9 protein-coding genes are annotated in these 14430 nt (G+C 65.8%); 7 read left to right on the top strand and 2 right to left on the bottom strand.

Going from position 1 to position 14430, the window contains the following annotated elements; translation table 11 throughout:
* The first annotated feature begins 98 nt into the window (after nt 1-98).
* From MTBLM5_RS18040 to MTBLM5_RS18030, 3 genes are all read left to right on the top strand, one after another.
* Entirely contained in the window at nt 99-494 is a 396-nt protein-coding gene (locus MTBLM5_RS18040; protein WP_173977433.1) for a response regulator, read from the top strand.
* 189 nt (nt 495-683) lie between these two features.
* The gene (infA, locus tag MTBLM5_RS18035; protein ID WP_068497215.1) at nt 684-953 is read left to right on the top strand and encodes a translation initiation factor IF-1; all 270 of its coding nucleotides are present in this window, start codon (nt 684-686) and stop codon (nt 951-953) included.
* Nucleotides 954-990: 37 nt separating this feature from the next.
* Nucleotides 991-2316, top strand: coding sequence for a DEAD/DEAH box helicase (locus MTBLM5_RS18030; RefSeq protein WP_173977432.1), 1326 nt, complete (start codon nt 991-993; stop codon nt 2314-2316).
* A gap of 66 nt (nt 2317-2382) precedes the next feature.
* On the opposite strand, the gene MTBLM5_RS18025 is transcribed toward MTBLM5_RS18030, so the two are convergent.
* Both MTBLM5_RS18025 and MTBLM5_RS18020 read right to left on the bottom strand, forming a co-directional pair.
* The gene (locus MTBLM5_RS18025; RefSeq protein WP_173977431.1) at nt 2383-3618 is read right to left on the bottom strand and encodes an ABC transporter substrate-binding protein; all 1236 of its coding nucleotides are present in this window, start codon (nt 3616-3618) and stop codon (nt 2383-2385) included.
* An 8-nt stretch (nt 3619-3626) separates the two neighbouring features.
* A complete protein-coding gene (locus tag MTBLM5_RS18020; RefSeq protein WP_305792058.1) occupies nt 3627-5945 on the bottom strand; it encodes a Tex family protein in 2319 nt (772 codons plus the stop codon).
* Nucleotides 5946-6143: 198 nt separating this feature from the next.
* Between MTBLM5_RS18020 and MTBLM5_RS18015 the strand changes: the two genes are divergently transcribed.
* The 4 genes from MTBLM5_RS18015 to MTBLM5_RS18000 all read left to right on the top strand — a co-directional run bounded on the left by MTBLM5_RS18015 (nt 6144) and on the right by MTBLM5_RS18000 (nt 14259).
* On the top strand, nt 6144-8789 hold the full coding sequence (locus tag MTBLM5_RS18015) for a glycosyltransferase (RefSeq protein ID WP_173977429.1): 2646 nt from the start codon (nt 6144-6146) through the stop codon (nt 8787-8789).
* 44 nt (nt 8790-8833) lie between these two features.
* The gene (locus MTBLM5_RS18010) at nt 8834-9835 is read left to right on the top strand and encodes a HupU protein (RefSeq protein ID WP_173977428.1); all 1002 of its coding nucleotides are present in this window, start codon (nt 8834-8836) and stop codon (nt 9833-9835) included.
* Complete coding sequence (locus MTBLM5_RS18005; RefSeq protein ID WP_173977427.1) at nt 9832-11247, top strand: nickel-dependent hydrogenase large subunit; 1416 nt, start codon at nt 9832-9834, stop codon at nt 11245-11247. The genes MTBLM5_RS18010 and MTBLM5_RS18005 overlap by 4 nt, the downstream gene beginning before the upstream one ends.
* Before the next feature lie 645 nt (nt 11248-11892).
* On the top strand, nt 11893-14259 hold the full coding sequence (locus MTBLM5_RS18000) for a bacteriohemerythrin (RefSeq protein ID WP_254431121.1): 2367 nt from the start codon (nt 11893-11895) through the stop codon (nt 14257-14259).
* The last annotated feature ends 171 nt before the right edge of the window (nt 14260-14430 follow it).

The following is a 14430-nucleotide window of genomic DNA, read 5'->3' as shown; positions in this document are numbered from 1 at the left end:
GCTCATTCCTTTGCACAAGGGGGAGGCCTGCGCCTCCCCCTTTCGCTTTGCGCGCGACGCTGGTACTGTTCGGGGCGGTGCAGGAAGGGGATGGAGCGATGGCCGACGAGGTCGATTTCACGTCGTTGAAAGTTCTGGTGGTCGACGACCAAGAATTCGTCCGCACCATCGTCAAGAAAATGCTGCAGCAATTGGGTGTCCAGGCGGTGCTGGAAGCCCAGGACGGCAACAGCGGCCTGGCCGCCGTGGTGCGCGACGCACCCGATCTGGTGATCTGCGACGTGCAGATGCGGCCGATGGACGGGTTCGGCTTCATCAAGATGCTGCGGACGACACCGGCCGTCAGCCATACCCCGGTGATCATGCTGACCGCCCATACCGACGCCGCAACCGTGGCGCGGGCCAAGGAACTCGACATCGGTGCCTTCCTGGCCAAGCCGATCCTGCCGCCGGCCCTGAAGGAAAAGATTGTCCGGGTGCTGGCGAAGTCATAGGCAGCCGTCGCTTTTCTCTTGCTTCTTCGCATGGAAACCTTCATGTTCCGGGCGTCGAAGCTTGCCCGTCGATCGCTTGGCCGTTCAAACGGCCACCCCGGTCTTTCCCATCGGCCTTGGTTCGACTCCCTGCAACCGCCCGTCTTTCGGCCGATTTCGGCCTGCTCGGGCGTTTAGGAAAGGCGCCTCGTGGCTAAGGAAGACCTGATTGAGTTCGAGGGCGTGGTGGCGGAAGTGCTGCCCGATTCGCGATTCAAGGTGACGCTGGATAGCGGTCACGACATCATGGCCTATGCCTCGGGACGCATGAAGAAGAACCGCATCCGTATCCTGGCCGGTGACCGCGTGACCGTGGAAATGACGCCGTACGATTTGACCAAGGGCCGGATCAATTTCCGCCACAAGGACGAGCGCGCCGTTCCCACGGCCGGGCCTCGCCCGCAGACCCGCCGCCGCTAGACCAGATTGCGGCCGGTCGCCTGTTTGAAAGAGTTCCATGACCACTTTTGCTGAGCTCGGCCTGGCCGAGCCGTTGTTGTTCGCCCTCGAAGCCGAGGGCTATGCCACCCCCACCCCGATTCAGACCCAGGCCATCCCGCAATTGCTGGCCGGCCATGATGTTCTGGGCATCGCCCAGACCGGCACCGGCAAGACCGCTGCCTTCGCCCTGCCGATTCTCCATCGCCTGACCCTGGAAAAGCGCCGCGCCGCGCCGGGCACCGTGCGCGCCCTGATCCTGGTGCCGACCCGCGAGTTGGCGGTCCAGGTGGCCGACGGTTTCGGGACCTACGGCCGCAACATCCGCTATCGCCGCGCCATGGTGTTCGGCGGCGTCGGCCAGGGACCGCAGGTGCGCGCCATGGCCGGTGGCCTGGACGTGCTGGTGGCCACCCCCGGCCGCCTGATCGATCTGTTGGACCAGGGCCACATCCGCCTGGACCAGGTCACCACCCTGGTCCTGGACGAAGCCGACCGCATGCTGGACATGGGCTTCATCCCGGCGGTGCGCAAAATCGCCTCGAAGCTGCCGGTGGGCCGTCAGACCCTGTTGTTCTCGGCCACCATGCCCAAGCCGATTGCCGATCTGGCCTCGTTCCTGCTGCGCGATCCGGTCCGCGTCGAGGTGACCCCGGTCGCCTCGACCGTCGATCGCATCGACCAGAAGGTGATGTTCGTGACGCGCGAGAACAAGCGCAACCTGCTCTTGGACGTGCTTCAGGGCAACTCGGTCAACCGCGCCATCGTCTTCACCCGCACCAAGCACGGCGCCAACCGCGTCGCCGAGCAATTGGCCAAGTCGGGCGTGACCGCCGACGCCATCCACGGCAACAAAAGCCAGAACGCCCGCCAACGCGCCCTGGAAGACTTCCGCAGCGGCAAGGTCCGCGCCCTGGTGGCGACCGACATCGCCGCCCGCGGTATCGATGTGGACGGCGTGACCCACGTCGTCAATTTCGAGCTGCCGGTGGAACCCGAAAGCTATGTCCACCGCATCGGCCGCACCGCGCGCGCCGGTGCCGAGGGCATCGCCCTGTCGTTCTGCGACGCCGAGGAAGTGGCCTATCTGCGCCAGATCGAGAAGACCATCCGCCAGTCGGTGCCGGTCGAGCACGACCACGCCTGGCATGCCGAGCCGATCGCCCGTCTGGCCACGGCGGCGGCCCGTCCCGGCGGCCCGGTACCGCGCCCGCCGGTGCGCGGCCAGCAAAAGCCCCGGCCGCCGCAAGGCGCCAAGCCGCTGGGCGGCCACGGGGCCAAGCCGCACGCTGCCGCCCCGGGCGCCAAGCCCCACGGCGCCAAGGCCCATGCCCGCGGCCGCTGACGCGGCCTGATCATCGGAAATGAAGAAACCCCCGGGAGGCTTGCCCCCGGGGGTTTTCTTATGCGCCTATCCCGGCTTCTTGGCCGCAGGGGGCGGCGGCGGCGGGACTTCTTCTTCCCAGCGCATCGGGCAGGACCCAGCCTGGCGATCGCGCCAATCCTTGGCCAGAACTTGGCGGGTTTCGTTGGTCAGGCGGCCCTTGGCGTCGCGGGCGACCTTGCGCAGCACATAGGTCTGGATCGGGGTATGGTTGCTGGCGAACCGGAACGGCCCGCGCACCGAATGGAAGTCGGCACGGCGAAGGGCGGCCCTCAGCGCGTCGGGATCGGCGGTGCGCCCGCCGGTGGCCTTCAGCGCACCTTCCAGCAACACGGCCGCGTCGTAACCGCGCGCCGACCAGGTGGTGGACGGGCGGCCATATTCGACATCGAATTCCGTCTGCATCCGCTTGTTGGCGGGATTGTCCAGGTCGGGGCTCCAGGTCGCCACCGCCATCACGTCCAATCCGCCGTCGCCCAGCGCCGGCAGAACCGTGCGTTCCAGCGACCGCCACGGGGCGAAGGCGGGAATGTCCCGCTTCAGATTGGTCTCGCCCCAGGCGCGCAGGAAGGCGGTGCCCATGCCGCCCGACAGCAGCGACACCACCGCGTCGGGCTGCAGGCTGGCCGCCCGCTCGATCTGATCGCCATAGCGGGCCTCGCCCGGCTTGACCTTGTGCAGCAAGATCTCGCCCGCAAAGGTCCTTTGCAGTTCCGCCACCATCTCGGCGGTCGGCGGCAAGTCTGGGCCGACCACCATGACCCGGCGCATGCGTTCCTGGGTCAGGTATTGCCCCAGCACCTCCATCCGGCTCGAGGGCGGCGCGCCGATCTCGAACACCCACTGGCTGCAGTCCGGCCCGGCCAGGGCCAAAGGCGCGTTATCGACGTTCAAGACGAACAGCTTGGCCTCGATCAGGGGGCGCAGCACCGCAGCCAGCGAGGCCGACGAGACGGCGGTGACCACCAGATCCAGGCGCTCGCGTTCCAGCAGGCGCTTGACCTGCTGGCGGGCGACATCGGGCGAGCCCTTGTCGTCGGCCACCACCACCCGGACTTCCTGGTTGGCGAAGCGGCCACCGACCTGCTTCAGGGCGACGTTGAAACCATCGACCACATCCTGGCCGGCGATGGCGCCCGCCCCGGTCAGGGTGGCCAGGATGCCGACGACGATGGACGGGTCGCGCGCGCCCGAGCTGGCGGCGGCCGGGCCGGCGGCCACGGTCAGCACGGCGAACATCACGGCAAGGGCGGCACGCCGCATCGGTGATCCTATTTCCGTTTGGCCCGGGCGAAGGCCTCGGCGAAGGCGCCGCCGCCGGCCGGGGCGGGCGAAGGCGCCTTGGCCCGGGGGGCGGCCTGAGCCGGTTCGCGCCGGGCCGGGGCCTGTTCCTTGCCGGGACTGTCGCCCATCCGCATCGAGAGCGCAATGCGCTTGCGCTTCAAATCCACCTCGATGACCTTGACGCGGACCACATCGCCGGGCTTGACCACCTCGTGCGGGTCCTTGACAAAGCGATCCGCCAGGGCCGAGACGTGGACCAGCCCGTCCTGGTGCACGCCGATATCGACGAAGGCGCCGAAATTGGTGACGTTGGTCACCGTGCCTTCCAGCACCATGCCCGGCTTCAGATCATTCATGTCTTCGACGCCGTCCTGGAAGGTGGCGGTCTTGAACTCGGGCCGCGGATCGCGGCCGGGCTTTTCCAGTTCCTTCAAGATGTCCTTGACGGTGGGCTCGCCGAAGCGGTCGCAGGTGAAATCGGCGGCCCTCAGGCCCCGCACGGAGGCCGCATCGCCGACCAGTTGGGCCACCTTGCGGCCGGTGCGGGCGACGATGCGTTCGACCACCGGATAGGCCTCGGGGTGGACCGCCGAGGCATCCAGCGGATTGACGCCGCCATGGATGCGCAGGAAGCCGGCCGCCTGTTCGAAGGCCTTCGGCCCCAGCCGATCGACCTGCTTCAGCTGGTCGCGGCTGGAGAAAGCGCCGTGGGCGTCGCGGAAGGCGACGATGTTGGCGGCCACCGAGGCCGACAGGCCGGCGACACGGGCCAGCAACGGGGCCGAGGCGGTGTTGACCTCGACGCCGACGGCGTTGACGCAATCTTCCACCACGGCGTCCAGCGACTTGCCCAGTCGCTGCTGGTTGACGTCGTGCTGGTACTGGCCGACGCCGATGGATTTGGGGTCGATCTTGACCAGTTCGGCCAGCGGGTCCTGCAGGCGCCGGGCAATGGACACCGCACCGCGCAAGGACACATCCATCTGCGGGAATTCCTGCGCCGCCAGTTCCGATGCCGAATAGACCGAGGCGCCGGCCTCGTTGACCACCACCTTGGACAGATTCAACTCGGGATGGCGCTTCATCAACTCGGCGACCAGGCGGTCGGTCTCGCGGCTGGCGGTGCCGTTGCCGATGGCCACCAGTTCGACCTTGTGCTTGCGGCACAGGGACGCCAGGGCCATCAACGACCCCATCACATCCTGCTTGGGCGGGAACGGATAGACGGTGCTGGTCTCGACCACCTTGCCGGTGCCATCGACCACCGCCACCTTGACCCCGGTGCGGATGCCCGGATCAAGGCCCAGGGTCGGGCGCAGACCGGCCGGGGCCTGCAGCAGCAGGGCGCGCAGGTTGCGGGCGAACACCTGGATGGCCTCTTCCTCGGCGGCCTCGCGCAGGCGGCCGGTCAGCTCCAACTCCAAATGCAGATGAATCTTGACCCGCCAGGCCCAGCGCACCGTCTCGGCCAGCCAGGCATCGGCCGGGCGGCCGTGATCGGCGACGTTGAAGCGCCGGGCGATCTTCAGCTCGGCGGCGCCGATCACGCTGGAAACCGCGCCTTCCGCCCGCGCCGCTTCCTCGGCGGTCAAGAGTTTCAGATGCAGAACGTTCTCGTTACGCCCGCGGAACAAGGCCAGGGCGCGGTGCGAGGGGATCTGGCGGAGCGGCTCGCGGTAATCGAAATAATCGCTGAACTTGGCGCCCTTCTCGGCCATGCCTTCGGCCATGGACGACACCAGCACGCCGGTCTGCCACAGATGCTCGCGCAAAGCCCCCAGCAGTTCGGCGTCCTCGGCCATGCGCTCCATCAGGATCTGGCGGGCACCGTCCAGCGCCGCCTTGATGTCGGGCACCGCTTCGTTCAGGTATTTGGCCGCCTCGGCCTCGGGCGACAGGGCGGGATCGGCCAGCAAGGAATCGGCCAAGGGCTCGAGCCCGGCCTCGCGGGCGATCTGCGCCTTGGTGCGGCGCTTCTGCTTGTAGGGCAGGTACAAATCTTCCAGCCGTGCCTTGCTTTCGGCCGCCTCGACCAGCGCCTTCAGTTCAGGCGTCAGCTTGCCCTGTTCGTCGATGGATTTCAGGATGGCGGCGCGGCGGTCTTCCAGCTCGCGCAGGTAGGTCAGCCGTTCTTCCAGGTTGCGCAGCTGGGTGTCGTCCAGCCCCTCGGTCGCTTCCTTGCGGTAGCGGGCGATGAACGGCACCGTGGCGCCTTCGTCCAACAACCGGACCGCCGCCTCGACCTGGGAATCGCGGACGCCAAGCTCGGTGGCGATACGGACGGTCACGGGGGGCAGCACTGGCATCATGGCTCCTGACGGCGACGAAGGGGGTGCCAGGATGTAGCGCCAACCGCGCACCATCACAACGACATACTTTTGGTCCTTAACACTTCGGCGCCAAGGCGCTACTCTTCGCGGCCTCTTTCCCCAAGGCCCGGTTGGTGCGATGATTCGCCAGCGGGGCTTGGCCCTGATGACTCTTTCAAGTTGGACTTCCGCCCCATGCGCCTTTCGGGCTTTCTCGTCCTGCTCGCCATCGTTCTCGCCAATCTCGGTTTCTGGGCGGCCATCAACCAGCCCAAGACCGGTTTGCCGTGGGCCGGTTCCATCGCCTCGGTGTCGTTCAGCCCCAGCCGGGCCGACGACGACCCGACAGTGGTGCGTCAAATGCCCCATCTGGACGAAACCCTGCTGCCGACCCGCGCCGAGATCGAGGAAGATCTGGCCATGCTGGCCGGCAAGGTCGGCCAGGTCCGCACCTATTCGACCCTGGAGGGGCTGGACCAGGTGCCGGAACTGGCGGCCAAGCATGGGCTGAAGGCGCTGCCCGGCGCCTGGCTGGACGAACGCCTGGCCAGGAACGAGCGCGAGATCGCCAACATCATCCGCATCGTCCGCGACAATCCGGAAGTCGACCGCGTCATGGTCGGCAACGAAAACCTGACGCTGCACCGCCTGACGCCCGAGCAGATGATCCGTTATATCCGCAGGGTCCGCGCGGCCATCCCCGCGCACGTCAAGATCAGCACGGCAGAAGCCTGGTCGATCTGGCTGGAACATCCCGAGGTCGTCCAGGAAGTCGATTACATCACCATCCACACCCTGCCCTTCTGGGAACGCGTCGATATTTCCGAGGCGCTGGCCTTCACCCAGCGCATGGTGCGCGAGGTCAAGGCGGCCTATCCCGACAAGCCCTTGTTCGTCGGCGAAGTGGGCTGGCCATCGGCGGGCAGAAGCTTCGGCCGCGCCGAGCCCAGCCTGGTCAACCAGGCCCTGTTCCTGCGTCAGTTCCTGAATTGGGCCAATTCCGAAGGCCTGGATTACAACGTGGTCGAGGCCTTCGACCAGCCGTGGAAGATCAACCTGGACGGGACGGCGTCGGAAAAGCATTGGGGCGTCTTCACCGTCGAACGCAAGCCCAAGTTCGATTGGATGGGCCCGGTCATCGAGTTCAAGGAATGGCCGTTCCAGGCCGTCGCCGCCACCTTGATCGCCGTGCTGCCGGTGATCTGGTTCCTGGGCAAGTGGAAGGAACTGCGTCTGGCCGGGCGCATCTTCTTCGCCATGCTGGTCCAGTTCGCCGCCACCTTGGTCATCTGGACCATGTCGACCCCGGTGGTGCGCGACCTCGCCCCCTCGACCGGACTGATGATGGGGGTGCTGTTCCCAGCCTTGGCCCTATTGTTGGCGGTGGTGCTGATCAACGGCATCGAATTGACCGAACTGACCTGGGCCGGGCGCCTGAAACGCGGCCACAAACCGCATCCGCCCGGGACCATCAAGCGCTTCCCCAAGGTATCGCTTCACCTGCCCTGCTATAACGAGCCGCCCGAGATGGTCAAGCTGACCATCGATTCCCTGATGGCGCTGGATTACCCCAATTTCGAGATCCTGGTGTTGGACAACAACACCAAGAAGGAAGAGGTCTGGAAGCCGATCGAGGAATATTGCGCGTCCCTGGGCGAGCGGGTGAAGTTCTTCCACCTGGCGCCGTGGCCGGGGGCCAAGGCCGGCGCCTTGAATTTCGGCCTGACCCAGACCGCCGAGGACGCCGAGATCATCGGCGTGGTCGATTCCGACTATCAGGTGCGCAAGGACTGGCTGTCGTCGCTGATTCCCTATTTCGAGGACGAGAAGGTCGGCCACGTCCAGGCCCCCCAGGATCACCGCGACTGGGAACGCGACCTGTTCAAGGAAATGATCAACTGGGAATATGCCGGTTTCTTCGATATCGGCATGGTCTATCGCAACGAGGCCAACGCCATCATCCAGCACGGCACCATGACCCTGGTGCGCAAGAAGGCGATGGAGGATGCCGGCCGCTGGGCCGAATGGTGCATCGTGGAAGACGCCGAGCTGGGCCTGCGCATGATGAAGCTGGGCTATGAATCGGTCTATATCCAGGAGCGCATGGGCCACGGCCTGGTCCCCGACAGCTTCATGGCCTACAAGAAGCAGCGCTTCCGCTGGGCCTATGGCGCGGTGCAGATCCTGAAGGCGCACTGGCGCTCGCTGATCCCGTTCAAGGAGACCGGCCTGACCGCCGGCCAGAAATACCATTTCGTGTCGGGCTGGCTGCCGTGGTTCGCCGACGGCTTCTATCTGATGTTCTGCATCACCGCGTTGCTGTGGACCATCGGCATGATCCTGGCGCCACGCTATTTCGACACCCCCTTGGCCTTCTTCATCCTGCCGACGGTCGGCGTGTTCTGCGCCAAGATCGTGCACCACATCTTCCTGTACACCACCCGGGTCAAATGTTCGTGGAAGCGGCGCATCTTGTCGGCGGTGGCCGGCATGGGCCTGACCTACGCCATCGCCTGGGCGATGTGGCAAGGCATCTTCACCAAGCACACCCCCTTCATGCGCACGCCCAAGATGGCCGACAAGGTCGGGCTGAAGGACGCGGTGATGATGACGCTGGAGGAAACCTCGCTGATGGCCGCCCACTGGGTCCTGGCCATCGCCGTGTTGATCCCGCGCCACAATTTCTATGACCCCGAGGTCCGTCTGTGGGCCTTCGTGCTGGTGGTGCAGTCGATGCCGTTCCTGGCCGCGTTGGTGGCCTCGGTCATCTCGACCTTGCCGTCGAAGCCCCATCCGGGGGAAACGGCCCCGCACGGCGCCACGCCGCACCCGGCGGAGTGATCGCGGGCTTGCATGGCGAAGCTTGGCCCGTCTAAGCTTCGGCCATGAGCGGTTCCTTCAATGTCCTTTGGCTGCAAGCCGGAAGCTGCGGCGGCTGCACCATGTCGGCGCTGGCCGCCGACGATGTCGGCTTGGTGCGTTCGCTGGAACGGTTCGGCATCCGCCTGTTGTGGCACCCGTCGCTGTCGGTGGAATCCGGGCCCGAGGCCCTGGCCATCCTGACCGACGCGGCCGAGGGACGGGTCGCCGTCGATGCCCTGTGCGTCGAGGGCTCGGTCCTGACCGGTCCCCACGGCACCGGGCGCTTCCAGATGATGTCGGGCACCAACCGCTCGATGGCCCATTGGATCGCCACCATCGCCGTCCATGCCCGCCATGTGCTGGCGGTGGGGACGTGCGCGGCATTCGGCGGCATTCCCATGGCCGGCGGCAACCCTACCGACGCGGTCGGCCTGCAGTTCCAGGGCTTCGACGGCGCCGGCCTGCTGCCGCGCACCTTCACGGGCCAGGGCGGCCTGCCGGTGATCAACGTCGCCGGTTGTGCCCCTCATCCCGGCTGGCTGGTCGAAACCCTGGTCGAACTGTCGATGAGCGGCACCTGCGCCCTGGACAGCCTGGGCCGGCCGCGCGCCTTCGCCGACCATCTGGCCCATCACGGTTGCGGCCGCAACGAATTCTATGAATTCAAGGCCTCGGCGGCACGGGCATCGGATCGCGGCTGCCTGATGGAAAATCTGGGTTGCAAGGCGACCCAGGCGCCGGGCGACTGCAATCTGCGTCGCTGGAACGGCTATGGCTCGTGCACCGATGCCGGCTATGCCTGTATCAGCTGCACCACCCCGGGCTTCCAGGATTCCGGCGCGCCCTTCCTGGAAACCGCCAAGATCGCCGGCATTCCGGTCGGCCTGCCGGTCGACATGCCCAAGGCGTGGTTCGTAGCATTGGCGGCCTTGTCGAAATCGGCGACGCCGCAGCGGGTGCGCACCAACGCCCACGCCGACCACGTCATCGTCCCGCCCGCCCGCCGCCCGCCGAAATTGCCATGACCGAACAGACCCGCCGCCTGATCCTTGGCCCGTTCAACCGCGTCGAGGGCGACCTGGAGGTGACACTGGACGTCGAGGACGGCGCCGTGCGCCAGGCCCGCGTCACCGCACCGCTTTATCGCGGCTTCGAGCAGATCCTGGCCGGCCGCGCGCCGGAGGACGCGCTGGTGATCGCGCCGCGCATCTGCGGCATCTGCTCGGTGTCGCAATCGACCGCCGCCGCCCGCGCGCTGGCCGCCATCGCCGGCGTCGCGATGCCGGCCAATGGCCGCCTGGTCGCCGATCTGGTGTTGGCGACCGAAAACGCCGCCGACCACCTGACCCATTTCATGCTGTTCTTCATGCCCGACTTCGCCCGGGCCTGTTATGCCGAGCGTCCATGGTTCGAGATCGCCCGCAAGCGGTTTGCCGCGCAGGATGGTGGCTGTGCCCGCGCCCTGCTGCCGGCCCGGGCGCGTTTTCTCCACATCATGGGCCTGCTGGCCGGCAAATGGCCGCATTCGCTGGCGCTACAGCCGGGCGGCGTGACCAAGGGGGTCGATTCCGGCGAACGCATCCGTTTGCTGTCGATCCTGGCCGAGTTCCGCGAGGCGCTGGAAACCCACCTGTTCGCCGACCGGCTGGAGCATGTGGCAGGTCTGGGCTCGGCCGACGCCTTGTGGGCGTGGGCCGCGGCGGCCCCCCAGGATCACGGCGATTTCCGGCTGTTCCTGCATATCGCCCGTGACCTGGCCTTGGCCGATCTGGGGCGCGGGCCCACCACCTTCCTGTCCCACGGCTCTTTCGGGCTATGGCCGGCCGGCATCCTGGCCGCCGGCCAAGTCGGGCCGTTCGACCCGGCCGCAGTTTCCGAGGATCTGAGCCATGCCTGGATGGCCGGCCCCACCCTGCCCGACGCCGACAAGGACGGCGCCTACACCTGGTGCAAGGCGCCGCGCCTGAATGGTGCCACCGCCGAGGTCGGCGCCCTGGCCCGCCAGGCGGTGGCCGGCGACCCGCTGGCGCTGGAATTGGCCGCCGGCGGCGGCTCGGTGCTGGGCCGCGTGGTGATGCGCCTGGTCGAACTGGCCCGCCTGGTCGTCGCCATGGAAGGCTGGATCAAGGCGATCCATCCGGCCGAACCTTTCTGCGTCGAAAGCCCGCTGCCGCTGCGCGGTGACGGAATCGGGCTGGTGGAAGCGGCGCGCGGCGCCCTGGGCCATTGGCTGACCATCCAGGCCGGAAAGATCACCGATTACCGCATCATCGCGCCGACCACCTGGAATTTCAGCCCGCGCGACGTGATGGGCCGCCCCGGCCCGCTCGAGGCCGCTCTGGTCAACACCCCGGTCGCTTCGGGTGACGCCAATCCGGTCGCCGTCCAGCATGTGGTCAGAAGTTTCGACCCCTGCATGGTGTGCACGGTGCATTGAATACCCACGCCCTGGCTGCATGTCAGCCCTGCCCAGCCAGTACATACTGAGTCCAGCCAATACTTCGTATAATACCCACCATCACCGTGGGGGCGTTTCTCGCGCCGGGACCTCGGACGTGGGTTGATCGATGCCCCGTTGATCCCCCCGCCCCGGCGCCGACCTGGGGAGGCTGTGATGGCTATCTCTAAGACACTGTCCGTCAAGGCCCGGATTTGGGGCGGCTTCGTGTTATCGCGCCGAGCCTAAAATCCGGATCAGCATTTCTTGATCGTCGTTGCCGTGCTTGACCTGGCAATCCATGGACCACTGGATCACGTCCATAGAAGATTAAAGGCTCAACCATCTCGTCGTAGAGGGCGGGAGTTCAGACACAGATGAACACAGATACCCGCTTCGCGGGACACAGATGAAATGAAAAGTAAATAATTTCATCTGTGTTTATCTGTGTTCATCTGTGTCTTAGAGCCGCGAGCATAAAGCCCGGATCAGCCTTTCTTGATTGTCATTGCCGGGCTTGACCCGGCAATCCATGGTGGCGAAGCTGCCTCCGGCAGCATGGACCCCCGGATCAAGTCCGGGGGTGACGGCAGAGGGTGTGAACCAGATTAAAGGCTCGATGGTCTAATTCTCGTTTTACTGCTGGTGGTCGGAGGATTTTCGATCGTCGGCGGCCGACAGGTCACCAACGACGTCCTCGCCTTTGATACCGTCGTCGATAACGCGTTGCGCGTGGCGACCATCGAACGCAATGTCGTCGGGATGCGACGCAACGTCCTGGGCTACAGCCATACCGGCGACAAGAGCTATCTGGTCCGCATCAAGGAATTGATTGCGGGGTTGAAAAGCGATCTGCCGACCGCCATCGCGGCAACCAACGATCCCGGCCGCAAGGCCAACTTGGAACGCATGATGCGGCTGGTTGACGAGTATGCCGCCAATTTCGATAAGCTGTCCGCATTGCGTGAGAAGGGCGACGCCCTGGTCGATGGCACGCTGAACCCGCTCGGCGCCGAGGCCCGCAAACTTTTGAGCGGCGTCATTGATGATGCGATGTCGCGCAACGAATACGACGTCGCCGCCCATGTCGGACTGATCCAGGAAGCGCTGCTGCTGACGCGGCTGAACGCCGCCAAGTTCCTGGCCGACCCCGACCCGGCCCTGATGGCCGAGGTCGAGAAATTCGAGGCCGATGCCGTTCTAGATGCCAAAGCCGCCCTGGCCGAGGCTCGCAACCCGGTGCAAAGGGCCAAGATCACCGAGGCCATGACCGCACTGAACACCTATGAGGACGCTTTCCGCGAGACCGCGCAGACGATCATCGCCCGCAACGAGCTGGTGACCATCACCATGCCGAAGTTGGGTCAAGAATTTGGTGAGTTGGGCACGGCCACGCGAGAATCGCAGCAGGCCTATCTCGACACGCTTCGCGAGGGGATTGAACATCTGCTGGCGACCCAAAGCATGGTCACCATGGTCGTCGTGGTCGGCGCCCTGGCCTCCGGCCTGGCCGGCGCCTTCCTGATCGCCCGCTCGATCGTGGGTCCGGTCAACGCCATGACCGGGGTGATGGGCCAACTGGCCGCCAACAACCTGGCTGTCGATGTTCCCTATGCCGACCGCGGCGACGAAATCGGCGAGATGGCCAAGTCGGTCGATCATTTCAAGGCCCAAATGATCCGTGTCCGTCAGTTGGAAGCGGAACAAGAGGAACAGAAACGCCAGGCCGAGGCCGATCGCCGCGCCGCCATGAACCACATGGCCGACGCGTTCGAAGCCAGCGTCGGCAAGGTAGTCGGTACGGTGACCAGCGCGGTGACCGAACTGCAGGCGTCTGCCAGCCAGATGGCGGCCACCGCCACCGAGACCAGCCAGCAGGCCACCGCCGTATCGGCGTCCTCGCAACAGGCCTCGACCAATGTCCAGACGGTGGCGTCGGCCACCGAGGAACTGGCGGCGTCCATCAACGAAATCTCGCATCAGGTCGAGCGGTCGCTGCAAGTCGCCGCCAAGGCCGACGAGGAAGCCAAGCACACCACCGCCATGGTCGAAAACCTGTCCGACGCGGTGGGTCAGATCGGCCAGATCGTGCAGTTGATCAACGCCATCGCCGGCCAGACCAACATGCTGGCGCTCAATGCCACCATTGAAGCGGCGCGTGCCGGCGACGCCGGCAAGGGCTTCGCGGTGGTCGCCGGCGAGGTCAAGGGCCTGGCCAGCCAGACCGCCAAAGCCACCGAAGAGATCACCGCCCACATCCATGCGGTGCAGGAAGGCACCCAGGAAGCGGTCAGGGCCATCGACAGCATTTCCAAGGTCATCCGCGAGGTCAACGAGATCTCGACCACGGTGGCCTCGGCGGTGCAGGAACAGACGGCGGCCACCGACGAAATCGCCCGCAATGTCGAACAGGCGGCCGTCGGCACCCAGGAAGTCAGCGCCAACGTGGTGGTGGTCCAGCAGGCCGCCAACGACACCGGCAGCGCGGCCGAACAGATCCGCATGTCGGCGACCGAATTGTCCGAGCAGGCCGAATATCTGCGCGGCGAGGTCGGCCGCTTCCTCGATCAGGTCCGCTCGGACAAGGACAATCTGGAACTGATGGCCTGGAAGCCCGAGTATGAAACCGGTATCGCTGTGATCGATTCCGAACACCGCGCCTACCTCAAGCAGATCAACAAGCTGTTCGGCGACATGATGACCGGCGACGGCGCCAAGGGCATCGTCCGGGTGCTGCCGACCCTGTTGGAAGAAATGAAGACCCATTTCGCCAACGAGGAGCGGACCATGACCCGGGCCGCCTATCCCGAACTGGAAGCCCATCAGGCCAACCATCGCCTGTTCGTCGAAAAGTTCCAGGCGGGCAAACGGGCGATCGAGCAGGATCAACCGGATGCCGGTACCGCCTTGTTCGATTTCCTGGCCAGTTGGACCCGCGAGCATTTCGCTCACGACGACCACGACATGGCCCGGTTCCTCGTCGAACGAAGGATCGATGTGATCGCCGCCTGAGCCCTCCCGTCGCAGACGCCCGCCCGGTTTTGCCGGGCGGGCGTTTGTATTCACTATCCCCACACGGCTGATCTGCACGCACGTCTGTTTAGCAGACAATCAATTCAGGGTATAATGACGACATCTTTCCTGGGGATAATACCGCCGCCGGGACCCGTGGAATTCGAACCG

Origin of the sequence: Magnetospirillum sp. LM-5 (assembly GCF_902729445.1) — a bacterium.
Classification (GTDB): Bacteria; Pseudomonadota; Alphaproteobacteria; order Rhodospirillales; family Magnetospirillaceae; genus Magnetospirillum.
Note: the sequence above shows the minus strand (reverse complement) of the source record. Positions and strands in the feature narration are given on the sequence as shown.

Bases quoted from the DNA above. Each gene is read 5' to 3' on its own strand.
- MTBLM5_RS18040 (WP_173977433.1), top strand. From the start codon at position 99: ATGGCCGACGAGGTCGATTTCACGTCGTTGAAAGTTCTGGTGGTCGAC.
- MTBLM5_RS18030 (WP_173977432.1), top strand. From the start codon at position 991: ATGACCACTTTTGCTGAGCTCGGCCTGGCCGAGCCGTTGTTGTTCGCC.
- MTBLM5_RS18025 (WP_173977431.1), bottom strand. From the start codon at position 3,618: ATGCGGCGTGCCGCCCTTGCCGTGATGTTCGCCGTGCTGACCGTGGCC.
- MTBLM5_RS18020 (WP_305792058.1), bottom strand. From the start codon at position 5,945: ATGCCAGTGCTGCCCCCCGTGACCGTCCGTATCGCCACCGAGCTTGGC.
- MTBLM5_RS18015 (WP_173977429.1), top strand. From the start codon at position 6,144: ATGCGCCTTTCGGGCTTTCTCGTCCTGCTCGCCATCGTTCTCGCCAAT.
- MTBLM5_RS18010 (WP_173977428.1), top strand. From the start codon at position 8,834: ATGAGCGGTTCCTTCAATGTCCTTTGGCTGCAAGCCGGAAGCTGCGGC.
- MTBLM5_RS18005 (WP_173977427.1), top strand. From the start codon at position 9,832: ATGACCGAACAGACCCGCCGCCTGATCCTTGGCCCGTTCAACCGCGTC.